The following is a 25,339-nucleotide window of genomic DNA, read 5'->3' as shown; positions in this document are numbered from 1 at the left end:
ATAAAACATATTGTTGCTGCCGCTACGCTTTCGCACAGATAAAACATATTGTTGCTGCCGCTACGCTTTCGCACAGATAAAACATATTGTTGCTGTCGCTACGCTTTCGCACAGAAATATATTATCCAAAGTGGAACGAAAATCGACCATACGTTTCGGTGAAGAGCTATTTTTTGCTAATTTGGAAATAAAATACTCTCATTTTTGAATTTATTTACATAAACTTAGTAGGAAAGGATATATTATATAGTAGAGAGAGACAGATAATGTCCAGAATTGTTTTTATAAAAGTGACAATTTATTGAATGTTTATATACAATGTAAGAGAGATTTAACTTCTTTCGGCAATTATTTTCTGTACCGAAAGCGTAGCGACAGCGAAACGTCAGCTACAATTATGCCGAGTAATATTGATAGAGATAAAGGGAGGAGGGGCTGAATGGTTACTAAAACAATGATCAAAGAACATGAAATGCTATTAAATACAATTCGTAGGTTAGGTGATAATTCTAAAGAAAGTTACGTTATTTTTGATGCAACAAATAACCATGGCATATTAGAATGTAATGATTCTTTTTGTACACTTACAAATACTACTCGTTCGCAAATAATAAATAACGATTATTTTTCATTGATGTCAAACGAAGAACAGACAACTATTGAAATGATTAAAGATAAAATACATAGCGGAGCCATAGTACAAGCAAAATTGCACCATAGTTGCTTCGACAAATCTCCTTTTTGGGCAGAGATACAAGCACTCCCATTTCAAAATAATAAAAATGAAACATTATTTGTACTAGTAGTTATGAAGGATGTTACTTACTATCATACCGAAGAATTTTTAATGCGCCTTGAGAAAACTATGTACGAAGCGATTGAAAAGGACTATTCTTTTGATAAAAAGATGAGTGTTATTTGCAGTAGTCTAGATGAATTTTTTATGCCCAAAATATCAAGCATGGTGCTTGTCAAAACAGAGGCAGATCAATTACGGATTTTTAAAGGGAATGACAAAATAAAAGATTTGCCGGAGTGTTGTGATAACAAAGAATTTTTTAAAAGAGTAATGCAAGAGGAAACATCTATTCTAGTTAAGAGTTTGGATGAAATCGATATTCCAATAGAACATAAAATGTTTGCTAATGCATCTGAAATGCCATTTGGATGGTTTATGCCGATTTACAATCAACAACATCAAGCAATTGGATTGTTCGCAATTTTTTTAAGGCAACATTCTTGTGCTGAGCAAAAGTCTTTTGAATGCATGTTCCGAAAAATCGGTGCTCTTGTTGCATTGGCATACTCATATGCAAAAACACAAAAAAAGATATGGGATTTAGCCTATATCGATATCACAACGGGGCTGCCTAATCGACATGGTTTTTTAAACAAGGTAGAAAAAGAATACGATCAAAATGGGAATATCAAAATCTTAAAGCCAAGCGAATTCCATCAAATTGTCGAGTTATATGGTCGTGAAGCGGGAGATGAACTTTTAAGACAAATTGCTAAACGTCTAAATGAAGAGAAGCATGATCATAAAGAATATATTGCTAGATTTACAAGCTCTAGTTTAATCATTGCAAATGCGACATCCGATGAAGATTTCTTCTATTATAAAAGGCGGATAAAAGAGATTATTCGTCAACCCTTTATTGTGGGTGGGAAGCAAATTTATATTACACTGAAGACTGGAATTGCTTTATACAACAATGAGATAAAAATTGCTGATGCGATTCGCTTTGCGGATAATGCTGTATCCTTTGCGGCCAATAAACCAGGTACTCATATGGAAATATTCACACTAGAAAGAAATGATGTGCTTGAGCAGCAAATGACAGTGTTAAACCATTTGGCACAAGCAATAAAAAATAAAGAAATCTCGGTAAATTTACAGCCAAAGGTTGATTTACGGACAGGTGAAATTCAAAGTATTGAAGCGCTTGCCCGCTGGATTTCTCCAAAACTCGGTTTCGTGTCACCGGCAATTTTTATTCCAGTGGCAGAAAGTGTAGGAAAGGTACGAGAAATCGATAATCAAATATTAGAGATTGTTCTTTCCTGGCTAGCAGAGCGCAAAAAATTAGGGAAAAAATTAGTGAAGGTAGCAGTAAATATTTCGCCTGATCATTTTTACTATGCTAATTTTGTACAGGATACACTGGAGCTCGTTCGGAAATACGATATTGATCCGAAATATATCATTTTAGAAGTAACAGAAAATATTGGGCTAGTTGATTTTCAGACTGCTTTTTCTATTATCCAGGAATTAAAAGAGTACGGCTTTAAAACTTCGGTGGACGATTTTGGAACAGGTTTTTCATCACTAAGTTATTTACAAAGACTGCCGTTTACTGAATTGAAAATAGACCGAAGCTTTATTAATGATATTCATGATGCTGCGACACTTGCTATTGTCCGATCCATTATTCAATTAGCATTAAACTTAGGAATGACTTCAGTCGCAGAAGGTATTGAAAATAAAGAGCAGGTTGAAATTTTACGTGCACTCGGCTGTACAGTAGGACAAGGTTATTTCTATTACAAGCCGATGACAATAGAACAGTTAGATGCAATACTCGATAAATAATCGCTATTATATGTAGCAAACATTCTTGAAAAGGAGTTGTCCCAAATTTATTTTTGAGACGACTCCTTTTTTCTGTTATACTAGGTGAGATAAAAATGAAATCCGAACGGTTAGGAGAGAATCCCTTTGAGCAAAGTATACGTATTTGATCATCCACTAATCCAACACAAGTTAACTTATATTCGTGATAAGAAAACAGGAACAAAAGAATTTCGTGAGCTAGTAGACGAAGTTGCAACATTAATGGCATTCGAAATTACACGTGATATGCCAGTAGAGGAAATTGAAATTGAGACACCTGTTACAGTTGCTAAAACAAAAGTACTTTCTGGTAAGAAAATTGCGATTGTACCGATTTTACGTGCAGGTATTGGCATGGTAGATGGCGTATTAAATCTAATTCCAGCTGCTAAAGTTGGTCATATCGGTCTTTATCGTGATCCAGAAACTTTAAAACCTGTAGAATACTATGCAAAACTTCCTGCAGATGTTGAAGAACGTGATTTCATCATTGTAGACCCAATGCTTGCAACAGGTGGATCAGCAGTGGAAGCGATCAACTCACTGAAAAAACGTGGTGCGAAAAGCATTAAATTTATGTGCTTAATCGCTGCGCCAGAGGGTGTAAAAGAAATTCAAGAACAACATCCAGATGTAGATATATATATTGCTGCACTTGATGAAAAACTAAATGACCATGGCTACATTGTCCCTGGTTTAGGTGATGCAGGCGACCGCCTATTCGGTACAAAATAATACTGAACAATATTCAATGGTATTAACAAAATTCACCAACGGAAAATAGGGATGACATTTTGTTAAAACGTATATCATGATGATAAGTTGATTGGAGTGGAGACTGGGCGACTCCTCGGGGATCAACGTTACAGATGAGACCCTGCAGCGAAGCGAAGCGGCTCATCGGACGCCCCCAGGAAAGCGCCCAGTCGGAACGGAAATCAACCTCACGTTATGATGATAAGCCAATGAAAAATAGATTTAGTATGTAATTTTTAGGAAACTTAAAATTTTTGGGAGCGTCCTTCAATATTGAAGGACGTTTCATAGTATGTTAGGCGAATTACTTCTCTTGAAGTTCGACACTTGCTTCATATGATGACGATCAATGGGGGTAACCACTTTTCATACAAATAAAACAAAGGACGGTGCAAATCGTTTTGACGAAAAAATGGAAAGTAATGACGATTTTCGGTACGAGACCAGAGGCAATTAAAATGGCTCCACTTGTATTGGAATTACAAAAGTATCCTGAGCAAATAGAATCGGTTGTGACGGTAACAGCACAACATCGCCAAATGCTCGATCAAGTTTTAGAAACATTTAAAATTACACCAGACTATGATTTAAACATTATGAAGGATCGTCAAACATTAATTGACGTGACGACTAATGCATTACAAGGCTTAGACAAAGTCATGAAAGAAGCGAAACCGGATATTGTTTTAGTACATGGCGATACAGCAACAACTTTCATTGCAAGTCTAGCTGCATTTTATAACCAAATTGCAATCGGGCATGTAGAAGCAGGTCTTCGAACTTGGAATAAGTATTCGCCATACCCAGAGGAAATGAACCGCCAGTTAACAGGTGTTATGGCTGACCTTCATTTCGCACCAACGGAAGTATCAAAGAAAAACCTTTTAGATGAAAATAAAAATCCTGACACTATTTTTGTTACGGGTAACACAGCTATCGACGCATTAGCTACAACAGTAAGTGAACATTACACACACCCTGTGTTAGAAAAAATAGGGTCAGATCGTATGATACTATTAACAGCACATCGTCGTGAAAATCTAGGTGAGCCTATGCGTCATATGTTTAGAGCAATTACTAGAATTTTAGCAGAGTATGAGGATGTACAAGTTGTTTATCCAGTTCATATGAACCCAGCTGTAAGAGAAATAGCGAATGAAATTTTAGGAGATCATAAGCGTGTACATTTAATTGAACCTCTTGAGGTCTTCGATTTCCATAATTTTGCGGCTAATTCTTATATGATTTTAACTGATTCTGGTGGCGTTCAAGAAGAAGCCCCTTCATTAGGTAAACCAGTTTTAGTACTTAGAGATACAACAGAGCGTCCAGAAGGTATTGCAGCAGGGACTCTTAAGCTAGCAGGAACAGAAGAAGAAACAATCTACTCTTTAGCTAAGCAATTAATAGAAGATGAAAATGCCTATGAAGCAATGGCAAAAGCATCAAACCCTTATGGTGATGGACATGCTTCTGAACGTATTGTGAAGGCCCTTCTAGGATTTTTACAAAAAAGCAAGTAATATCCCCTTTTTAAAACAAAAAATGAGCCTAATGTACTAATTGTGATGGGTGGGCTAATTTACGAGCATATATGCGTCGTAAATTAGCTTTTTTTTGCACAAACGTGAACCATGATTTTGAAGCTATGAATTTTCATACACAAATTTGTCAACAATTTGACAAGAGTATAGTGGCTGTGAAGTTTTTCTCCTTTACTAATTGACTTCAAATATCTCCTATTGTATGCTTACAAAGGGTAATAATGATAAGGGTTTCTAATCGTAAATATAGGTTGAAACACTTGTTACATCAAGTTTCTACTAAATTGACAGTTCAAACCAAAAACTGTCGATTTGCAACGTTTTGTGCGTTTCGGGGTGTAAGATATTTTTTGGGATTTACACCTGTAATTTCAAATTAACGCTCTCCCGTTACTATTCCGCTGTGAGTAGTGTTTTTCACTGCTCTTTTCTGATTTCACATAGTGGTCAGCAAACGTTTCTTTACTCGAAAAAATGATTCAGGAGATTATAAACCAATGCTAGATTTGCATCACATTTTTGCTGTGCAGAAGAGAGCGTTATTTTTTTTGCTCGCACTCTGTGCATTAGGCTGGGGATTTACACCCTATCAGACGGTTTTTGCAGGCATCGCAATCGGTGCATTCTTTGGTACGTATAATTTTTGGATTTTAGTTCGCCGTATGGAGAAGTTTGATCGATCCATTAGTGAAGGGAAGAAAGTAGGCTCACTTGGTACAGCGCTTCGCTTTGCATCAGGTGTAGCGGCAGTCGCTTTAGCCATTTCGTTGCCAAACTATTTTCACTTAATTAGCACGGTCATAGGGCTAATGATTCCGTACGTTTTTCTCTTTGTCGAGAGAATAGTGTCACATGTAAGGAACCGCTAATGTGCTTTAAATTAGAAAGAGAGGTGAAAAATAACAATGAATCATGAAGCTCCATTAAAAGTAGTTGATTTTGGTTTGTTCAAGCTAACGTTCAACCTTTCAACTGTTATGATGTTACTAGTTGCGGCCGTAATCGTTTTCTTAATCGCTTTTATTTCAACTAGAAGCCTAAAGTTAAAACCTACAGGTATGCAAAACTTTATGGAATGGATTATGGATTTCGTAAAGAACATCATAAAAAGCAATATGGACTGGAAAACTGGTGGGCGATTCCACGTATTAGGTATCACACTAATTATGTTTATCGCTGTATCTAACTTATTAGGTCTTCCATTCTCGATCGCCTATAACGGCGAACTTTGGTGGAAATCTCCTACAGCTGACCCAACTGTTACAATGACGCTTGCAGCAATGATTTTAGCCTTAACACATTTCTATGGTATTAAAATGAAGGGGACAGGCCATTATGTTGGTACATTCTTCAAACCAATGTCATTCATGTTCCCGCTAAAAATCGTTGAAGAATTTGCGAACACTTTAACATTAGGTCTTCGTCTTTACGGTAACATTTATGCAGGTGAGATTCTACTTGGCTTAATCGCAGGTTTAGCATCATCTGGTGCTGTTGGATTCATCGGAGCAATTGTTCCAATGATGGCATGGCAAGGTTTCTCAATTTTCATCGGCTTTATCCAAGCCTTTATCTTCACAATGTTAACAATGGTTTACATGGCTCATAAAGTGAGCGATGACCATTAATATAAAGCATACACCTTATGCTTGAACCCAAAAAAAAAACAAACAATTCCAAGGAGGAAATTTTCAAATGACAGGTTCATTAGGTTTATTAGCAGCAGCAATCGCAATCGGTTTAGGTGCACTTGGTGCAGGTATCGGTAACGGTCTTATCGTTTCAAAAACAGTAGAAGGTATCGCTCGTCAACCAGAAGCTCGTGGCGTTCTTCAAACTACAATGTTCATCGGGGTTGCATTAGTTGAAGCCCTACCAATCATCGCAGTAGTAATCGCATTCATCGTAATGAACAAATAATTCAGTTGTACACTGAATTCTAGTGGCGAAGCAGGAATCTCCAGATGAAACTTCGCCATTCATTTTGGAACTGATAAAAGCTATGTGTAAATATAGCTTTTTAAAATAGGTAGTTTTTCAAGTAATTAATTTATTATGTTGAAGTCAAAGCTCTTGAAGGGAGTGAAACAATCGTGTTTTTAGATAATCTTGTACTAGGCAATGCTAGTCCTGGTTTCAATAGTGGTGATATCGCCGCAACATTAGTTATCTTCTTATTACTAATGCTATTACTTAAAAAGTTCGCTTGGGGTCCACTTATGGGCATCATGCAACAACGTGAAGAATTAGTAGCTAGTGAAATCGAAGCAGCTGAAAAAGCGCGCAAAGATTCGCATCAATATTTAGAAGAACAAAAGAGCCTTCTTAAAGAAGCTCGTACGGAAGCACAATCGATTGTTGAAGGCGCTAAGAAGCAAGGCGAAGTGCAAAAAGAAGAAATTCTTACTGCAGCTCGCAATGAAGCAAACCGCTTAAAAGAATCGGCTTTACGTGAAATTGAGTCTGAAAAAGAAAAAGCTATTGCAGCTGTACGTGATGAAGTCGTTTCATTATCTGTACTTGCAGCATCTAAAGTCCTTAGCAAAGAGATTTCTGAGGCAGACAACCGTGCTCTAATTGAAGAGACGATTGCGAAGGCAGGGGAAGCTCGATGAGTAATTCAACTGTAGCAAAACGTTACGCACAAGCGCTTTTTGAATTAGCACAACAAAAAAACATTCTTGCTGAAGTTGGAGCAGACTTAAACGAGCTAACAAAAGTAGTCAAAGAATCTCCTGATTTTTTAACACTTTTAAATGCTCCTAAGTTCTCTATCGAACGTAAGAAACAAATGGTAGCTGAAATCTTTGCAGGTGCAACTCCAGATGTTTTACACACAGTTCAACTACTTGTTGAGAAAAAACGTGTAAACGAAGTGAAGCTTATTGCGAACGCATATGCTGAGCTTGCTGCACAGGCACAAGGTACCGCAGATGCAACAGTATTCTCTACACGTGCACTTTCTGCTGAAGAAAGCGCTAATATTTCTACAACATTTGCGAAACTTGTAGGGAAACAATCATTAAACATTACAAACGAAATTGATCCATCGCTTCTTGGTGGTATTCGTGTTCAAATCGGTAATCATATTTATGATAGCTCAGTAGCGAACAAGCTTGAGCGCCTAAAACGTGAATTAATCGGTTAATAATTTAGAAATGTGAGAGGTGACATACATGGGCATCAAGGCTGAAGAAATCAGCAGTCTGATTAAACAACAGATTGAGAATTATGAATCTGAACTTAAAGTAAGCGAAGTTGGTACAGTTATCCGTATTGGTGACGGTATCGCTCTTGCTCATGGCCTCGACAACGCCATGGCTGGAGAACTTCTAGAGTTCTCTAACGGTGTTATGGGTATGGCTCAAAACCTAGAAGAAGGTAACGTTGGTATCGTAATCTTAGGTCCATACGCTGACATCAAAGAAGGCGATGAAGTTCGTCGTACAGGTCGTATCATGGAAGTACCAGTTGGTGAAGAACTAATTGGCCGTGTTGTAAACCCACTTGGTCAACCAGTGGATGGACAAGGTCCAATCAACACAACAAAATCTCGTCCAATCGAAAGTCCAGCTTTCGGTGTAATGGCTCGTAAATCAGTACACGAACCACTACAAACTGGTATCAAAGCGATTGACGCTTTAGTACCAATCGGTCGTGGTCAACGTGAGTTAATCATCGGTGACCGTCAAACTGGTAAAACATCAGTAGCAATCGATACAATCTTAAACCAAACTGGTGAAAATATGATTTGTATCTATGTTGCTATCGGTCAAAAAGAATCAACTGTACGTGGTGTAGTTGAAACGTTACGTAAGCACGGTGCATTAGATTATACAATCGTTGTAACTGCTGCTGCGTCTCAACCAGCTCCATTACTATACTTAGCACCATTTGCTGGTGTTTCTATGGCAGAAGAATTCATGTTACAAGGTAAGCACGTATTAATCGTGTATGATGATCTTTCTAAACAAGCATCAGCTTACCGTGAACTTTCACTTCTTCTACGCCGTCCTCCAGGTCGTGAAGCATACCCTGGTGACGTGTTCTACTTACACAGCCGCTTACTTGAACGTGCTGCGAAGTTAAATGAAACATATCAAAATGGTTCTATTACAGCTCTTCCATTCGTTGAGACACAAGCTGGGGATATCTCTGCATACATCCCAACTAACGTAATCTCAATTACTGATGGACAAATTTTCTTACAATCTGACTTATTCAACTCAGGTGTACGTCCAGCGATTAACGCCGGTCTTTCTGTATCACGTGTAGGTGGATCTGCTCAAATTAAAGCGATGAAAAAAGTTGCGGGTACTCTACGTCTTGACTTAGCTGCATTCCGTGAGCTTGAATCATTTGCTCAATTCGGTTCAGATTTAGATAAAATCACACTTGCTAAACTTGAGCGTGGTAAACGTACGGTTGAAGTGCTTAAACAAGACCTAAACAAACCACTTAAAGTTGAAAAGCAAGTTGCTATCCTTTATGCATTAACTAAAGGTCACTTAGATGATATTCCAGTACAAGATATCGTTCGCTTTGAAGGTGAATTCTTAAGCTGGTTAGAAACAAACCACACAAACGTTTTAGATCACGTTCGTACTACAAAAGAACTTGCTCCTGATGCGGATTACGTAGCAGCTTTAACTGAGTTTAAAAAAACTTTCGCTAAATCAGAATAAGTTCGAGCTAGTCACTTGATTAAAAAACAAAAGGTGGTGAAATACCAGTGGTAAACTTACGCGAAATAAAAGGTCGTATTAATTCTACAAAGAGTACGAAACAAATTACGAAAGCAATGCAGATGGTTTCTTCTTCCAAGTTACGTCGTGCAGAGCAAAATGCTAAAGCGTACGTTCCTTACATGGAAAAAATCCAGGACGTAGTAGGCGCAATCGCTTCAGGAACAAAAGACAGTGGACATCCAATGTTAACTGCTCGTCCTGTTAAGAAAACAGCTTACTTAGTCATTGGTTCTGACCGTGGTCTTGCAGGTGCTTACAACTCAAGTATCCTACGTCAAGTACAACGTACAATTGACGAGCGTCATAAATCAAAAGACGAATACGTTATTTTAGCAGTAGGTCGTGTTGTTCGTGACTACTTTGTGAAACGTGATCATAATGTCATCAGCGATGTTATCGGTCTTCCGGACCAACCAACATTTGCTGATATTAAAGAAATCGCTCGTAAAGCTGTTGGTATGTTCACTGATGGTACGTATGATGAACTTTATATGTACTACAATCACTTTGTCAGCGCTATTGCTAGCGAAGTGACAGAGAAAAAACTTCTTCCATTAACGGATCTTGCACCTGCTAGCAGTAATGCTTCTTACGAATTCGAGCCATCTGGTGAAGCAATTCTAGAAGTATTACTTCCACAATACGCGGAAAGCTTAGTTTACGGCGCATTATTAGATGGAAAAGCAAGTGAACATGCTTCTCGTATGACGGCTATGAAAAATGCAACTGATAACGCATCTGATCTTATTTCAGACCTTTCATTGCAATATAACCGTGCACGTCAAGCGGCGATTACACAAGAAATTACAGAAATCGTTGGTGGAGCTGCAGCCTTAGAATAGGCCCAGCTTCCCAATGTCGTATAAGAATACGATAGGAGGATACACAGTAATGAATAAAGGACATGTTATTCAAGTAATGGGTCCAGTTGTTGACGTAAAATTTAACAATGGCCAATTACCAGCAATCTATAACTCATTAACAGTTAAGATTGAACGTCCTAATGAAGAACCAACAATTCTTGCATTAGAAGTTGCTCTTCATTTAGGTGATGATTCTGTTCGTACAATTGCAATGTCATCTACTGATGGCTTACAACGTGGAGCAGAAGTAACAGACTCAGGAAAAGCTATCTCAGTACCAGTTGGTGAAGTTACTTTAGGTCGTGTATTCAACGTACTTGGAGAAGTAATCGACTTAGGTGAAGAGATTCCAGCTGACGTTCGTCGTGATTCAATTCACCGCGAAGCACCATCTTTCGATGAACTTTCAACTACAGTTGAAATTCTTGAAACAGGTATCAAAGTAGTAGACTTATTAGCACCATATATCAAAGGTGGTAAAATCGGTCTATTCGGTGGTGCCGGTGTAGGTAAAACTGTATTAATCCAAGAATTAATCAACAACATCGCACAAGAGCACTCAGGTATCTCTGTATTCGCTGGTGTAGGTGAGCGTACTCGTGAAGGGAACGACTTATTCTTCGAGATGAGCGATTCAGGCGTTATCAAGCAAACAGCGATGGTATTCGGTCAAATGAACGAGCCACCAGGTGCACGTATGCGTGTAGCTTTAACTGGTCTTACAATGGCAGAATACTTCCGTGATGAGCAAGGTGCTGACGTACTTTTATTCATCGACAATATCTTCCGTTTCACACAAGCAGGTTCTGAGGTTTCTGCCCTATTAGGTCGTATGCCTTCTGCGGTAGGTTACCAACCAACACTTGCAACTGAAATGGGTAAATTACAAGAACGTATCACATCTACTAACAAAGGTTCTGTAACTTCTATTCAAGCGATCTATGTACCAGCCGATGACTATACTGACCCGGCTCCAGCTACAACTTTCGCCCACTTAGATGCAACTACTAACCTTGAGCGTAAATTATCAGAAATGGGTATCTACCCTGCGGTTGACCCATTAGCTTCGACTTCTCGTGCTTTATCACCAGAAATCGTAGGCGCTGAGCACTACGCAATCGCTACTGGTGTACAACGTACAATCCAACGTTACCGTGAATTACAAGATATCATTGCTATCTTAGGTATGGATGAATTATCTGATGAAGATAAACAAACAGTAGAACGTGCTCGTCGTATTCAATTCTTCTTATCTCAAAACTTCCACGTTGCGGAACAATTTACTGGTCAAAAAGGTTCTTATGTACCTGTTAAAGAAACTGTTCGCTCATTCAAGGAAATCCTTGATGGCAAATGGGATCATCTACCAGAAGATGCTTTCCGTCTAGTTGGATCTATTGATGAAGTAGTTGAAAAAGCGAAAAGCATGGGCGTAGAGGTTTAATACTAGGGACGAGGAGGAAAAAATATGAAGACAGTTCTAGTCAATATTGTCACTCCCGACGGCCCAGTATACGATTCTGAAGTATCAATGGTAATCGCTAAAACAACTTCAGGTGAAATCGGTGTTCTTGCAGGCCATATTCCTATGGTTGCTCCACTTGCAATTGGTGCAGTGAAGCTTAAAAAAGAAGACGGTTCAACTGAACTAGTTGCTTTAAGCGGTGGTTTCATTGAAGTTCGCCCTGAAAAAATCTCAATTTTAGCGCCATCTGCTGAAATTGCTGAAAGCATCGATGTTAAACGTGCTAAAGAAGCCGTTAAACGTGCTGAAGGTCGTCTTCAAGATAAACAAGATAACATTGATTTCAAACGTGCTGACCTAGCATTAAAACGTGCGTTGAATCGTATCAACGTTCATGAGGGTAATATCTAATTCAAATTTTAACGGGCAGATTCAACATCTGTCCGTTTTTTAACATTATGCTACCGTTTGAACGTATCGCTAAAGGAATTAATATGGAGGAACCGACATGGAAATATATGAGGCAATAGGGCAGGAAGCTTTAATAGGGATTTTATCGCATATATTTTTTATCGCTATTACTTTTTATGCACTACAAGCGTTTATACTAGAAAAAATCTTTAAGAAGAATAAAGTTTTTCAAATCCAATTAATTTATATTTTATTAAGTATTGCGATAGGATCAGCCGTTTCTAATTTCTTTCTGCAAATTTCAAACTGGTCAGGGAAGCTTCCGTATTTATTTTAATAGCCCCTTATTACTATCTTTACGTTAGTAATTGAACTACATATTTCACAGGGCTTTATAACATAATTTATGCGGTCCTTTGAAATATGTAAATATTAGTTTAACTTTTTTTAACGGATGTCTTTTGTACTGAAAGCAACGTAGCGACAGGTACAGAATTCTCCCATCTCTTAAGGTGATGAGATGAATTCGGACGCAATTATTCCTTGGAATAATTGATATAAATCCATTAGATTTGGTTTTTGTTCACAAATCTTTGGGTAGATATTAGAAATTAACGCTTTTCTTCCGTGTTATTGGTCATTCACAAAAAAAAAAATCATGCGTACAATAAATAAATAGCAAAATATCAATAAATGACGTAAAATAGTGATTTGGATGCTTGAACGAGCGTAAGAAAAGTTGTACTATAGAGTTGTTTGTTTACTGATTATGACATTATACTTCTTTTTAAAATAAAATTTTGATAGATTATTAGATTGAATTCGGAGGGACATAGGGTGGAAAAAATAATAGTGACTGGCGGCCAAAAGCTACAGGGAAAAGTGCGCGTAGAGGGCGCAAAAAATGCGGTGTTACCAATCCTAGCAGCGGCTTTACTTGCTTCTAAAGGAGAAAATGTAATTAAAGAAGTCCCTAACTTAGCAGATGTCTTTACTATAAATGAAGTACTTAAAAGTCTAAATGCGGCAGTTACATATATACCTGAGGATAATACAGTATATATAGATACAACAAAAGAACTTTCTAGTGAAGCTCAATTTGAATTTGTCAGTAAAATGCGTGCATCAATTTTAGTGATGGGTTCCTTACTTGCTCGAAATGGCTATGCTCGTGTTGCTTTACCAGGGGGCTGTGCAATCGGTTCCCGTCCAATTGAGTTACATTTAAAGGGCTTTGAAGCTATGGGAGCAAAAATTTCTTTTGGCCATGGATATGTAGAGGCGAAGGCAGAAGGACGTTTAAAAGGCGCAAACGTGTATTTGGACTTCCCTAGCGTTGGGGCAACTGAAAATATTATGACAGCTGCAGCCTTAGCGCAAGGAACAACTGTAATTGAAAATGCTGCAAAAGAACCTGAAATTGTAGATCTTGCAAACTTCATTAATAGTATGGGTGGTCGTGTCATCGGTGCAGGTACGAATACGATTCGTATCGAAGGAGTCGATACATTATATGGAACAGAACATCATATTATTCCTGACCGTATTGAAGCTGGTACATTTATGGTTGCAGCAGCAATTACAAAAGGGGATGTAACGATTGAAAATGCTGTTCCTGAACATATGACAGCATTAATCGCAAAGATGCGTGAAATGGGTGTAGAAATAACTGAGCTAGATGAAGGAATCCGTGTACGTGCTCCTAAAACATTAAAAGCTGTTGATATTAAAACTATGCCACATCCAGGCTTCCCGACAGATATGCAATCTCAAATGATGGCATTAATGTTAACTGCTGAAGGTACGAGTATTATTACGGAAACGGTATTTGAAAATCGTTTTATGCATGTTGAGGAGTTCCGTCGCATGAATGCCGGTGCTAAAATAGAAGGACGTTCTGTGTTTATCGAAGGGCCTGTAAATCTTCAGGGTGCTGAAGTAATGGCGACTGATTTACGAGCTGCGGCTGCACTAATTTTAGCAGGCCTTGTATCTGAAGGTGTGACTAGAGTGACAAAGCTTCATCATTTAGATCGCGGTTATGTTGATTTCCATGGCAAGCTAGCTTCACTTGGCGCACAAATTGAACGCGTACCAGTTGAGGAAGTTATCATTAAAGAAAAAGCAACTGTTGAATTACCAACAAACTAAATAAATTTATAAACCCTTTGCTTACGAGCAGAGGGTTTTTTCTTCGTTAAGCGCTTTGCTACATTCGTTCAGTTTTATCGGAAATATTTCGAGATTTATCGGAACGATTTTATATTTTATCGGAAAGATTCTAAGATTTTTCGGAATGATTTTTGTTTGTATCGGAACAATTACCTTCTGCTTACCTCGCCAACGTCCACATATTTTCAAGAATTCTAGCATATTATTCCTTATGAAAAAATGGATAATGAGTATAGGCATAATTTGTTTGATTGGAGCATTATATATGCTTCCTGTGGCATTTGGTGAAAGACTTACGGTTAAGAATTCGCCTGCAACAACAGAGCAAGCTTGTGAAATATTCATAGAAGTGGAGGGACAACAAGAGAAAATCCCTTTAGAAACTTATGTAACTGGTGTGGTAGCTGCAGAAATGCCTGTTTCATTTAAAAAAGAAGCTTTAAAGGCACAAGCTATTGCAGCAAGGACATACGCGTTGAAATCGACAAATTACGGTAAAATAGCTATCGCTCCTACTGTTGCTAGACAAGTTTTTTACAATAAGGAGCAAAGAAAAGCGAATTGGACTAGCAATTTCCCGGGGAATGAAAAGAAAATTGTCGAGGCTATTAATGAAACGAAAGGACAAGTTCTTCTATATAATAATGAACTAATTACGGCAATGTTTCATTCTACGAGCAATGGGAAAACAGAAAGTGCCTACGATTTTAGTGGCAATGATGTTCCTTATTTACAAAGCGTTGCGAGTAATTCGGATCTATCATCACCAAAGTTTTCAGCGATGAAAGAATGGACATTAGCTGAATGGAATGCGCTATGGCCTGTTAAATGGCAGGTAAGTGACTTCAACCGTGTACAGTTTTTTGTAAATGATTCAGGACGTGTTGAGCGCATGCAGTTAGGTAAGAATGTATGGTCAGGACGAGAAGTGCGAACACTTTTAGAAATATCATCAACGGATTTTAAAATTGCCTATAATTCTGCCGCTGGAAAAGTACAAGTGAGTACGAAAGGATACGGGCATGGGGTAGGAATGAGTCAATATGGAGCAGAGGCTATGGCAAGTGATGGGAAAACTGCTGACGAAATTTTACACTATTATTATCAAGATATTGAAATAAAAAAGATAGACGCATGTTTAAAATAACTTCTAGTTGTTCACACTGCAACTAGAGGTGATGAAAATGAGAGAGGATAAAAATAGTAAAACTTCTCAAAATCAACAAGATGAAAAAGTTCAATTACAGAAGAAACCATGGTTTTGGCCAGCAGTTTACGCTGGTGGGGCTCTAATGCTAGCAGGTTTGCTACTTGGTTACAATAGTCTTGTATCCAAAGTAGAAGAAGCTCCGTCACCAAACGTAGCAGAAGTAGATTCAGGTCCTGTAGTTGAAACAAATGCAAAAACAGAAACAATGAAGTACCCGTTCAAGGAAGCGAATCTTAGTAAGATGCAAGTTTCGCAAGAGTTTTATGAAGTAGAAGCTAATGCAGAGTCGCGTGAAAAAGCACTAATGGTATTTAATCAAACATTTACGACATCTTCCGGCATTACTCTTGCTATGAATGGTGAAGAATTTGAAGTACTTGCTGCTCTAAGTGGTAAAGTAAAACAAGTAAAACTTGATGCATTTACAGGCAATAAAATTGTTATCGAGCATGCAGATGGTAAGGAAACACATTATAGCTCTGTAAAAGACATTGCTGTCAAGGAAGGCGATGAGGTAACTCAAGGTCAAGTACTTGGAAAAGCAACTGACAATGAGTGGAACCAAACAGCTGGTGTTAGCTTGCATTTTGAAGTACTAGAAAACGGAAAATATATTAATCCGAAAAAATTACTAGCCTTTTAATTTATTTCAATGCTAGGACAAAAAGAAAAATGTTAGACCTAGATATAATAGGTCCAACATTTTTTTTGTTAGTGTTACATCATATTTTTCGAAAGTGATATCATTTAGTTAAATGATATCACTATTTTGTCGATATTTTACAGGATAACTAAAATTGAGGAGGGATAATTGTATTTTACACGATATCGTTTTCTCCTCTTATTTAATACTGAATTTTTTCGAAAAAAGAATTCTATGAATGCTTAAGACCAGCGAAAACACGGCTCGGAAAAGAAGGTATAAGTTGTTTTCATAACATTACGAATAGTATATTCACACAGGATTAATCGATACAACAGTTATCTGCTCAAGTTCTTGGGTTTGAATAAATTTGTATAGCAAAAAAATATAAGATAATCAGTTATGAAAGATACAGAGAGGTGATTTTGATGGAAAGTGATCTTCAAGATATTCGCAAAGAATCGAGGCCAATAATCTTTACGCTTATATTAGTCATAGCTACTTTTGCAGTTTTCTTTATTAGTCGTTTCGTGAATGAACCATACCTAACTATTTGTTTATGGCTATTCGCATTAATAGATATTGGATTTATTGTTTCAATGGTGATGGGGATTAGAACTAAAAAAACAAATATTATAATTTTAAGTGTCTTTGTCAATAGTCTATGTTTTGTAATTTTGACTATATTTTTATTATTAGTTAGCTTTGGGATAGGATTTTCTGAAGCATAATAAAAAAGTATGAAAAAATTTTTACAACAGCAGTTCTAGGTATATTGTCCATTTCAATGTTGCTTACGGGGACAGATGCTAAAGCATTCAAATGAAATTAAAAATGAATTCCTGAAGAATCAGCTTTTAGAAAACATTAAAGTCGAGTACCCAAGTGCACAATATATTGATTTGACTGAGGAAGAATTACAAAAACAAGAAGAAGTAAATTTGGGAATCAGAGCTTCAGCTCCATCGTTGAATTATTTAGAAGTTTACGCTACTTATGAATATTTTAGCCCAAGTCAGTTGTCTTCGGTTTATGATCATGGAGGGAACGAACTTTATATAGTTACAGTGGAACTAGGATATGGCCACATTAGATATGCTAAATTTAATGGTCTTAATTTAAAAGAATATATGAGAGAGTCTATAAGACTTAGATGGCGATAATATTGTTGATGGATGGTATATATGGTGGGATGCTAGTGGTACATTTAATTATCAAAACACTTAAGCGGATTTTCAGGGAATACAATGTTCGATTATATTTTTATTAAATAAAAACGTGGCGGAAAGTGGGATTATATGAATGTGAATTCTATTATGCCTCATCAATTAACATCATTCTATTCTAAAAATATTAGTGTGAAATTGGAAGAGTGATCTGTATTCCTCTTAGTGAAACGGTAGAGAATAGGGAGCAAAAAGATTCTTCTGCTATTTATAAAGAACTTTCGGGTAGATATGATGTCAGAAATGCTACCTTTGAAGAAATCATCGAAATGTCAGAAGTGATATATGGAGTAGGAAAAATATCTTTAAAGGACCATGCTGCTTTAACATTTGATTATGACAAAGCCACTAACAATTTAAAATGGCGTGCACCAGGATATATTGCAGCAGATTTTGATATGTATGAAACGTTTGTTAATAGTGATGGGCAAAGAGACTGGATTGCGGAGTTTGACACAAGAGCATCGAAAGATTTTAAGTATGGTAATTTAATTGGTTATCAAAGTAAGATAAAGGTTCTTGATATTGTTGGAAAAAAAGAGTAGCGAGTGCTGCTCTTTTTTGGTTTGGTGGTAACTGGAGGGAGAAGGTAAAACGTGGCGGATGAAGAATGCATAAAAAATCGGTATTTTATCGTGAAAATGTAAAATGTGTTCTGAACAGCTTTGTCCTCACATAAGGTGAAGAAATGCGCAGACGTGCATCTGATGCCATTTGTGAAATTGTGTGGAAAGGACGAAGAACGTGCACGAGCACATTCGGAAGCGCTGCATACGCCTCGGTGAATTATTGATTGAGACGCGTGAAACTGTGCGTGTCCTCGCGAAAATGACAGGTTATTCAAAAAGTACGGTGCACAAAGATTTAACAGAGCGACTGCCAACAATTCATGAAGGATTAGCTGAGCAAGTAAAGGAAATACTCGCCTACCATAAGGCCGTACGTCATATTCGTGGAGGAGAGGCAACGAAAAACAAGTGGAAGGAAAGAACGAGTCAAGATTGATTCGTTCTTTTTTGATGCAAAGGACAAGCTTCCTTACAGTCTCAGCACAAAATTGGGATAACATTGTTACATGTATATTAGTAGTGGAGACTTGGTGACTCCTTGGAGATCAGCGTAACAGATGGGACCCTGAAGCGTGTCGGGGAACGAAGGCTAAAAGCATTACGTCCTGTGATAACACCTTCGTGATCAACATCCTGCTGTTGTTGCTGACGCTACGCTTTCGCACAGACAAAAAATGTTGTTGCTGACGCTACGCTTTCGCACAAAAAACACCTGTTGCCTCGAAGCCCCAGGAAAGCACCCAGTCGGAACGGAAATCAACCCCACGTTAGGCGATGAGTCAAAAAAATGCTGAAACGATTTCTTCTTTTCAATAAGTGTTCATATAATTGAAAGAATGCAGTTCAGTTAACTAAAATTAGGTGTAATTACCAGTTCGATATGATAAAATATTCTAGATAAACAGATAAAAATGAACGTTATGTAGTTGGAAATGGCGGGAAGGAGAAATTATAAAATATGTTTTCGAAAGATATTGGCATTGACTTAGGAACTGCGAACGTATTAATCCACGTTAAAGGTAAAGGAATCGTCTTAAATGAACCATCAGTTGTGGCGATTGATAAAAAAACAAATAAAGTATTAGCGGTGGGAGAAGAGGCTCGCCAAATGGTAGGGCGTACACCAGGCAATATTACTGCAATTCGACCACTACGAGATGGTGTCATTGCAGATTTTGACGTTACAGAAGCGATGCTAAAACATTTCATCAACAAATTAAACGTCAAAGGATTTTTAGCTAAACCACGTATTTTAATTTGCTGTCCAACAAACATTACTAGTGTTGAACAAAAAGCTATTCGTGAAGCTGCTGAAAAATCAGGTGGAAAAAAAGTATACTTAGAAGAAGAACCAAAAGTGGCAGCTATTGGAGCAGGCATGGACATATTCCAACCTAGTGGCAATATGGTAGTTGATATTGGTGGCGGGACAACAGATATTGCAGTCCTATCAATGGGTGATATTGTAACGAGTGAGTCCATTAAAGTGGCAGGAGATATTTTTGATAATGATATTTTACAATATATTAAAAAAGAATATAAATTGCTAATTGGTGAACGTACTGCAGAAGCCATAAAAATTACTATCGGTACAGTGTTTAAAGGTAGCCGAAACGATTCAATGGACATTCGTGGTCGAGACATGGTGACAGGTTTACCACGTACAATAACGATTCACTCAGAAGAAATTGAACGTGCATTACATGAATCGGTTGCTATGATCGTCCAATCTGCAAAAAATGTTTTAGAAAAAACACCACCAGAGTTATCGGCTGATATAATTGATCGTGGGGTCATTATTACTGGCGGTGGTGCATTATTACATGGTATGGACCAGCTATTAATCGAAGAGCTAAAAGTACCTGTGTTCATTGCAGAGCAACCTATGGATTGTGTAGCAATTGGTACAGGCATTATGCTTGAAAACATTGATCGAGTGCCCGCATCCTTATAAAAACATAATGAGGTGATTCCTTTGTTTAAAGGGTTTTATACAGTTGCAACTGGTATGATTGCACAACAAAGACGAACAGAATTACTTACCAACAATTTATCAAATGCGAATACACCAGGATTTAAAGCAGACCAATCAACAATCCGCTCATTTCCTGACATGCTCATGTCAAGTGTAGGAAAAACGAATGCACCTGCTAACCAGCAAGCAGGCTCTCAATATATGAGCCAAGTTGGCGCATTAAATACAGGGATTTATATGCAAGAAACATTACCAAATTACATACAAGGCCAAATCTATAGCACTGATTTCACAACAGATATGGCTTTGATTGATGGAAACTTACCGCAAAATGAAGATGGTACTTCTGGATCTATTTTCTTCCGTTTAGCACATCCAGATGGGGGCGAAGCATATACACGTAACGGGAATTTTACATTAGATGGCCAAGGCTATTTAGTAAATCCACAGGGACTGTATGTGCTATCAGACAGAGGTCAGCGTATCCAGCTACCGAATGATGATTTCCGCCTAGATGAGAACGGAGCAATTTATGTTAATAATCAGCAAGTAGCTCGTGTTGGAGTATCATTTTCAGCGAATCCGAACATGCTAAGTAAACAGGATAATGGCTTAATGCGAACAGAAAATGGTCAGAACTTACCGACAGCTTACGGTGCCAATGGCGTAGCCTTTACACTGAGTCAAAATTATCTAGAGGGCTCAAACGTAGACTCTAGTCGTACAATGACTGATTTAATGACAGCATATCGCGCTTTCGAAGCTAATCAAAAAGTGTTACAGGCTTACGATCGCAGTATGGAAAAGGCTGCAAATGAAATCGGGAAAGTATAATAGGCAAACTGGAGGCGTTTGAACATGCTACGTACAATGATGACAGCAACAAACACGATGGGGCAATTACAAAATAAACTAGATACTATTAGTAATAACATTGCCAATAGCAATACAGTCGGTTATAAAACACAAGAAGCTACATTTAATGAACTGCTGTATCAGCAATTTAATAATGATAAGCAAGACCGTGCTGACCGACAATCACCTGTTGGTATCCGTTATGGCTCAGGTGCAATGCTTGGACAAATCCAATCAAATCAAAAGCAAGGCACTTTACAAACAACAAATCGCGACCTTGACTTAGCTTTTACTAAACCAAAGCAATATTTCAATGTTTTGATGCCAGAAGGTGAAAATGGCACAAAAACAGTGTATACTCGTCAAGGTGACTTTTATTTATCACCATTAAATAATGGAACAGTAATGGTTGTAACTGCAGATGGATATCCATTGGCAAACTCAGCAGGACAAGCTATTACATTACCGGATAATGTAAAAAGTTTTGCTATTAGTAATGGGGGCGTATTAGAGGCATCCTATCCAAATGGAGATATTATTCGTACTGATTTAGCAGTGACAGAGTTCCAAAAGCCACAGCTAATGGAGAAAATCTCTGGCTCCTATGTTGGATTGCCGAATAACTTAGCTCAGCTTGGATACACACAAGCTGAAGTTGTCACTGAATTACAAGGAGCAAATCGTCAGCAAATTGGCATGCAGAGCGGTTCGTTAGAAATGTCGAATGTAGATCTTTCTAAAGAAATGACGGATTTAATTCAGACACAGCGTTCTTATCAATTCAATGCAAGAGCTGTAACTTTAGCAGACCAAATGCTTGGGCTCATTAATGGTATTCGATAGTAAATCCGTTATTACTGTTTAGTAAGTAATGAAGAGGAGTACAATCTATGACAAACGATTCAAGTCGAGGTTCTATGCAAACAAAAGAAACCGATACGCCACCAGAAGAGAAGGAACACGGCTCAAATGGAGAGCAACGAGAGGTTCGCTGGGTGCAAATACGGCTGATTCCGATTTGGCTTCGCGTTGTACTTATTATCATCTTAGTTGTTATTGCCGCAGTTGTAGGTGCAATGTTTGGCTATAGTGTAATTGGACAAGGTAAAGCCATGGACGTTTTCAAACCAGAAACATGGCAGCATATATTTGATATTATGAATGGTAAAGAATAAAATTATTCTTTACCATACTTTGTGTTTACATAAAATATCTTCATTCAGTAAGTGTCCAACACCTACTAAATGAAGATATAGCCTCTGGCGGATGCAATTACGCCAAGGCGAAATAGATATTAAGGGGGAAAAGAAAATGTTAACAGCAGAACAAATTCAAGCAATTTTACCGCATCGTTATCCTTTTTTATTCGTTGATCGTATCGTTGAATTAGAAGAAGGCAAGCGTGCAGTTGGTTTAAAAAATGTCTCTATGAACGAAGACTTTTTTAATGGGCATTTCCCTTGCTACCCAGTAATGCCTGGGGTTTTAATAGTAGAGGCGCTAGCACAAGTTGGTGGTGTAGCGTTATTAAACGCAGATGAATTCAAAGGTCGTTTAGCTTTCTTGACGGGTATTGATAATTGTCGTTTCAAGCGCCAAGTAGTACCGGGAGATCAACTTCGATTAGAGGTAGAGTTCGTGAAACTGCGTGGAGCAATGGGCAAAGGTCACGGTGTGGCCACAGTCGATGGAGAATTAGTATGTGAAGCGGATATTTTATTCGCTATTGGGCCAGAGCAACCAAAACAGCCTTAATTTGCAATTATAGGCTTAAAGATATAAAATAATGATGTCGAATAATGTCTTTACTGTTAATCCTTTTAATAGATTATTACTTTCAGTGACATGAATGCAGTTAAAGATATCACGGATTGAAATGTTTTATAAAAATGCAATGGCGTATAGTGATTGTGAATTGAAATACATGTAATTTTAGTTTTGTTTTTAAAACGTAGGAGGATTATATAGATGTATAAGGAATTGTCTTCAGGGGTTAAAATTAGCATTACGCGTTCGATTTCAACATCTTTTGAATCATACTTAGCAAGTATTGATTGGAAAGAAGAGCGTTTTTCTATGGAAGACTTTATTGCTAGCTGGCAAACTTATTTTCAAGTAAATGCCGCATGGATCGAAAAAATCCCAGCAGATGTTTTGATGAGTACTGAATTCCATGAAGAGATGGCGCAAAAAATTGATGAAGTAATTGCAAAAATTTTAAATGAAGAACCAACAGCTAAGCAAATTGAAACAATCGAGGCCATGCAAAAAGAGCTAGGTACAAATTATAGCTTCAACTGTAAAGCAGAAGCAGCATACGTTGAACACCTATTAAAAGAAAAACAAAAATAGTTTGTACAAAAATCGGATAGTTCCCTCCTTTCCCGGGCAATCTATGTAGGATCACAAATACACACATTGTATTTGTTGACATAGCATCGAGAAAGGAGGATTTTTCTATGTGGAGAATGTCATTTTTGGCAATTATTCTTGCTGCTTTATTCCTTGGAGGTTGTAACTGGGGAAACAGAGCTGTTGAAACAAGACCAGCGGAGAATGTTAAACACGACGTTCGCCGAGGTGTTGAGAAAGTAGAAGACGTTGTAGAGCCGTCTCGAAGAAATGACGTTTACAATCGTGACGTAAATGGTGTTAACCGTAACACTGTTCTTCCTGAAGCTACAGCACCAGGTACTACTACACCAAGAACTACAACACCAGGTACAACAACAGTACCAGGAACTACTACAACGCCAGGAACAAATGCTGATTTAAATGGTACAAACACCGTACCAAATGCAAACGGCGTTGTTAAAGAAAAAATCGTCGAAGAGAAAGTAACGCGATAATATAAAAAAGAGTGTTCCTAACTAATGGAACACTCTTTTTTCGTTTTCGTGTGGGAGAAAATACGCGAATGGAAGAGGGCAATATCCGCAATATTTGCGAGAGAGAAGTGAATACTCGCGGAAGAGAAGTAAATACTCGCGGAAGAGGAGTGAATACTCGCGAAGAGAAGTGAATACTCGCGAAGAGAGCGAATACCCGCGGAGAGAGCGAATACTCGCGAAGAGAAGTGAACACCCACGGGAGAGAAGTGAAATACTCGCGGAAGAGAAGTAAATACTCGCGGAAGAGAAGTGAATACTCGCGGAAGAGGAGTGAATACTCGCGGAAGAGAAGTGAATACCCGCGAAGAGAGCGAATACTCGCGGGCAAGATGGCAATACCCGCGCAAAGGTGAAAAACCTACTAAATATCCTCAGGAAGAGCGGAAAAATGGCTTCATATAATCCACTAAATTTTCTGGTAATTGGTAAACACGATTTTTATAAGAACCTGTATAGGGAAATTGAAATTTTCTAAGTAAACGATTTGCAGCATCAATGGAATGAATACCGAAAAATTCACGTAGCTGTTTATTGGTAATTGTTGATCCAACTAAGTATCGATAATCTTGTAAAGCTTCAGCAAAAATTTCTTCGCTTGCAAATTGACAGTACGAACATTTCCAAATCCCGCGAGCATAGTGCATTTGGGATTTGTATTGGCATTGCGGACAAAGTACACCTTGGTGATATCTTGAGGAATCAATAAAAGCCGTAATTTTCGGTGGCTGATGTCTGCAAAGGAATTGTTGAGCTATTTGAGTTAACTGTTCATCGCTTAAAATGGGTTGTGTATATTTTTTAAAAAGGGAATGAAGATGTTTTTGAAGTCCTGAAACATGGAAAATCGGAATTGTATTTGGATGACTGGCAATAATCGCAGAGGGGTTGGCGATGATAACCGCACCCTCAATGGGGAGAGAATAGTTTTTGGAAATAACTTTAAGAAATTGCATATGTCGCTGGATCTGAGTAATTGCATTGGGAAATCCTTCGACAGTTCCATCTGGCTTCGTTCGAATACATTGATGTGTAATGTCGTCAAAATCAAGACGTCCGTTAATATTTTTTATTTCAACAACTAGCACAAAATTACTGCAAATAAAAAGCGTATCGAGTTGATGTGAATGCTGAGCAGAATTCATCAGAATTAAATTATGTAACACTAAAAAAGTATAGGGACATACTAATTCAAGCAATTCACGGTCAACTTTCCTTTCACCAGCAAAGCCAGCATCGAATCTTCGAAATTGCTCATTATAATAGCTAAAATCAGGGTCCTCTTCGAATAACCGCCTCTTTAAAGCCTCAAGCCACGATAATTTTAATGGCTTTTCCCTAACAGCAATAGTCAAGTGTAGTTACCTCCTATAAATTTTACATCGTATTGTACCTTAAAA

At 37.8% G+C, this 25,339-nt stretch carries 28 protein-coding genes; 27 read left to right on the top strand and 1 reads right to left on the bottom strand.

The features are described from left to right. Positions 1 to 439: 439 nt before the first annotated feature. From ABH966_RS11560 to ABH966_RS11430, 27 genes are all read left to right on the top strand, one after another. Positions 440 to 2,593 (top strand): EAL domain-containing protein, encoded by a 2,154-nt coding sequence (locus ABH966_RS11560; protein WP_370078483.1) that lies wholly within the window; start codon positions 440 to 442, stop codon positions 2,591 to 2,593. A 126-nt stretch (positions 2,594 to 2,719) separates the two neighbouring features. After that, a complete protein-coding gene (gene upp, locus ABH966_RS11555) occupies positions 2,720 to 3,349 on the top strand; it encodes a uracil phosphoribosyltransferase (RefSeq protein WP_370078481.1) in 630 nt (209 codons plus the stop codon). A gap of 422 nt (positions 3,350 to 3,771) precedes the next feature. Continuing rightward, positions 3,772 to 4,893, top strand: a complete 1,122-nt coding sequence (wecB, locus tag ABH966_RS11550) for a non-hydrolyzing UDP-N-acetylglucosamine 2-epimerase (protein ID WP_370078479.1) — start codon at positions 3,772 to 3,774, stop codon at positions 4,891 to 4,893. 518 nt (positions 4,894 to 5,411) lie between these two features. Continuing rightward, entirely contained in the window at positions 5,412 to 5,783 is a 372-nt protein-coding gene (locus ABH966_RS11545; RefSeq protein ID WP_249075151.1) for an ATP synthase subunit I, read from the top strand. A gap of 36 nt (positions 5,784 to 5,819) precedes the next feature. Beyond that, a complete protein-coding gene (atpB, locus tag ABH966_RS11540) occupies positions 5,820 to 6,542 on the top strand; it encodes a F0F1 ATP synthase subunit A (protein WP_370078477.1) in 723 nt (240 codons plus the stop codon). A gap of 67 nt (positions 6,543 to 6,609) precedes the next feature. After that, positions 6,610 to 6,834: a F0F1 ATP synthase subunit C gene (atpE, locus tag ABH966_RS11535; protein ID WP_132360362.1), complete on the top strand. Its 225-nt coding sequence runs from the start codon at positions 6,610 to 6,612 to the stop codon at positions 6,832 to 6,834. Between the two features lie 173 nt (positions 6,835 to 7,007). Then, positions 7,008 to 7,529: a F0F1 ATP synthase subunit B gene (gene atpF / locus ABH966_RS11530; protein WP_370078475.1), complete on the top strand. Its 522-nt coding sequence runs from the start codon at positions 7,008 to 7,010 to the stop codon at positions 7,527 to 7,529. Next, on the top strand, positions 7,526 to 8,062 hold the full coding sequence (locus ABH966_RS11525; RefSeq protein ID WP_370078473.1) for a F0F1 ATP synthase subunit delta: 537 nt from the start codon (positions 7,526 to 7,528) through the stop codon (positions 8,060 to 8,062). Before atpF ends, ABH966_RS11525 begins: the two co-directional genes overlap by 4 nt. A 28-nt stretch (positions 8,063 to 8,090) precedes the next feature. After that, on the top strand, positions 8,091 to 9,599 hold the full coding sequence (atpA, locus tag ABH966_RS11520) for a F0F1 ATP synthase subunit alpha (RefSeq protein WP_053596444.1): 1,509 nt from the start codon (positions 8,091 to 8,093) through the stop codon (positions 9,597 to 9,599). A 47-nt stretch (positions 9,600 to 9,646) separates the two neighbouring features. Further along, complete coding sequence (gene atpG / locus ABH966_RS11515) at positions 9,647 to 10,504, top strand: ATP synthase F1 subunit gamma (RefSeq protein WP_370078471.1); 858 nt, start codon at positions 9,647 to 9,649, stop codon at positions 10,502 to 10,504. A gap of 49 nt (positions 10,505 to 10,553) precedes the next feature. Next, the gene (atpD, locus tag ABH966_RS11510; RefSeq protein ID WP_079559414.1) at positions 10,554 to 11,969 is read left to right on the top strand and encodes a F0F1 ATP synthase subunit beta; all 1,416 of its coding nucleotides are present in this window, start codon (positions 10,554 to 10,556) and stop codon (positions 11,967 to 11,969) included. A 24-nt stretch (positions 11,970 to 11,993) separates the two neighbouring features. Continuing rightward, the gene (locus ABH966_RS11505; RefSeq protein ID WP_370078469.1) at positions 11,994 to 12,401 is read left to right on the top strand and encodes a F0F1 ATP synthase subunit epsilon; all 408 of its coding nucleotides are present in this window, start codon (positions 11,994 to 11,996) and stop codon (positions 12,399 to 12,401) included. A 97-nt stretch (positions 12,402 to 12,498) separates the two neighbouring features. Beyond that, positions 12,499 to 12,738: a DUF1146 family protein gene (locus ABH966_RS11500; protein ID WP_370078467.1), complete on the top strand. Its 240-nt coding sequence runs from the start codon at positions 12,499 to 12,501 to the stop codon at positions 12,736 to 12,738. Positions 12,739 to 13,238: 500 nt separating this feature from the next. After that, positions 13,239 to 14,552, top strand: coding sequence for a UDP-N-acetylglucosamine 1-carboxyvinyltransferase (gene murA / locus ABH966_RS11495; protein WP_370078465.1), 1,314 nt, complete (start codon positions 13,239 to 13,241; stop codon positions 14,550 to 14,552). A 247-nt stretch (positions 14,553 to 14,799) separates the two neighbouring features. Further along, positions 14,800 to 15,720: a stage II sporulation protein D gene (gene spoIID / locus ABH966_RS11490; protein ID WP_370078463.1), complete on the top strand. Its 921-nt coding sequence runs from the start codon at positions 14,800 to 14,802 to the stop codon at positions 15,718 to 15,720. Between the two features lie 37 nt (positions 15,721 to 15,757). Beyond that, on the top strand, positions 15,758 to 16,426 hold the full coding sequence (locus tag ABH966_RS11485; RefSeq protein ID WP_370078461.1) for a peptidoglycan DD-metalloendopeptidase family protein: 669 nt from the start codon (positions 15,758 to 15,760) through the stop codon (positions 16,424 to 16,426). 428 nt (positions 16,427 to 16,854) lie between these two features. Further along, positions 16,855 to 17,157: a hypothetical protein gene (locus ABH966_RS11480; protein ID WP_370078459.1), complete on the top strand. Its 303-nt coding sequence runs from the start codon at positions 16,855 to 16,857 to the stop codon at positions 17,155 to 17,157. Positions 17,158 to 17,232: 75 nt separating this feature from the next. Further along, positions 17,233 to 17,589, top strand: coding sequence for a DUF4879 domain-containing protein (locus tag ABH966_RS11475; RefSeq protein WP_370078457.1), 357 nt, complete (start codon positions 17,233 to 17,235; stop codon positions 17,587 to 17,589). A gap of 209 nt (positions 17,590 to 17,798) precedes the next feature. After that, positions 17,799 to 18,197, top strand: coding sequence for a hypothetical protein (locus ABH966_RS11470; protein ID WP_370078455.1), 399 nt, complete (start codon positions 17,799 to 17,801; stop codon positions 18,195 to 18,197). Between the two features lie 199 nt (positions 18,198 to 18,396). After that, complete coding sequence (locus ABH966_RS11465) at positions 18,397 to 18,657, top strand: sporulation transcriptional regulator SpoIIID (protein ID WP_049668034.1); 261 nt, start codon at positions 18,397 to 18,399, stop codon at positions 18,655 to 18,657. 522 nt (positions 18,658 to 19,179) lie between these two features. Then, positions 19,180 to 20,175: a rod shape-determining protein gene (gene mreB / locus ABH966_RS11460; RefSeq protein ID WP_053484433.1), complete on the top strand. Its 996-nt coding sequence runs from the start codon at positions 19,180 to 19,182 to the stop codon at positions 20,173 to 20,175. 21 nt (positions 20,176 to 20,196) lie between these two features. Continuing rightward, positions 20,197 to 21,030 (top strand): flagellar hook-basal body protein, encoded by an 834-nt coding sequence (locus tag ABH966_RS11455; protein ID WP_370078453.1) that lies wholly within the window; start codon positions 20,197 to 20,199, stop codon positions 21,028 to 21,030. Positions 21,031 to 21,054: 24 nt separating this feature from the next. Then, positions 21,055 to 21,894, top strand: coding sequence for a flagellar hook-basal body protein (locus tag ABH966_RS11450; RefSeq protein WP_370078451.1), 840 nt, complete (start codon positions 21,055 to 21,057; stop codon positions 21,892 to 21,894). A gap of 47 nt (positions 21,895 to 21,941) precedes the next feature. Further along, positions 21,942 to 22,226, top strand: a complete 285-nt coding sequence (locus tag ABH966_RS11445; protein ID WP_370078449.1) for a DNA-directed RNA polymerase subunit beta — start codon at positions 21,942 to 21,944, stop codon at positions 22,224 to 22,226. A gap of 136 nt (positions 22,227 to 22,362) precedes the next feature. Then, the gene (gene fabZ / locus ABH966_RS11440; protein WP_370078447.1) at positions 22,363 to 22,806 is read left to right on the top strand and encodes a 3-hydroxyacyl-ACP dehydratase FabZ; all 444 of its coding nucleotides are present in this window, start codon (positions 22,363 to 22,365) and stop codon (positions 22,804 to 22,806) included. 213 nt (positions 22,807 to 23,019) lie between these two features. Continuing rightward, positions 23,020 to 23,403, top strand: a complete 384-nt coding sequence (locus ABH966_RS11435; RefSeq protein ID WP_370078445.1) for a hypothetical protein — start codon at positions 23,020 to 23,022, stop codon at positions 23,401 to 23,403. Positions 23,404 to 23,510: 107 nt separating this feature from the next. Next, positions 23,511 to 23,900, top strand: coding sequence for a hypothetical protein (locus ABH966_RS11430; RefSeq protein ID WP_370078443.1), 390 nt, complete (start codon positions 23,511 to 23,513; stop codon positions 23,898 to 23,900). A gap of 413 nt (positions 23,901 to 24,313) precedes the next feature. Here ABH966_RS11430 and ABH966_RS11425 read toward each other — a convergent pair whose 3' ends face one another. Continuing rightward, complete coding sequence (locus ABH966_RS11425; protein WP_370078441.1) at positions 24,314 to 25,294, bottom strand: nuclease-related domain-containing protein; 981 nt, start codon at positions 25,292 to 25,294, stop codon at positions 24,314 to 24,316. Positions 25,295 to 25,339 lie beyond the last annotated feature (45 nt).

The organism is Lysinibacillus sp. RC46, assembly GCF_041262385.1.
Classification (GTDB): Bacteria; Bacillota; Bacilli; order Bacillales_A; family Planococcaceae; genus Lysinibacillus.
The sequence above is the reverse complement of the archived record's forward strand: the minus strand, read 5'-3'. Positions and strand labels throughout refer to the sequence as shown.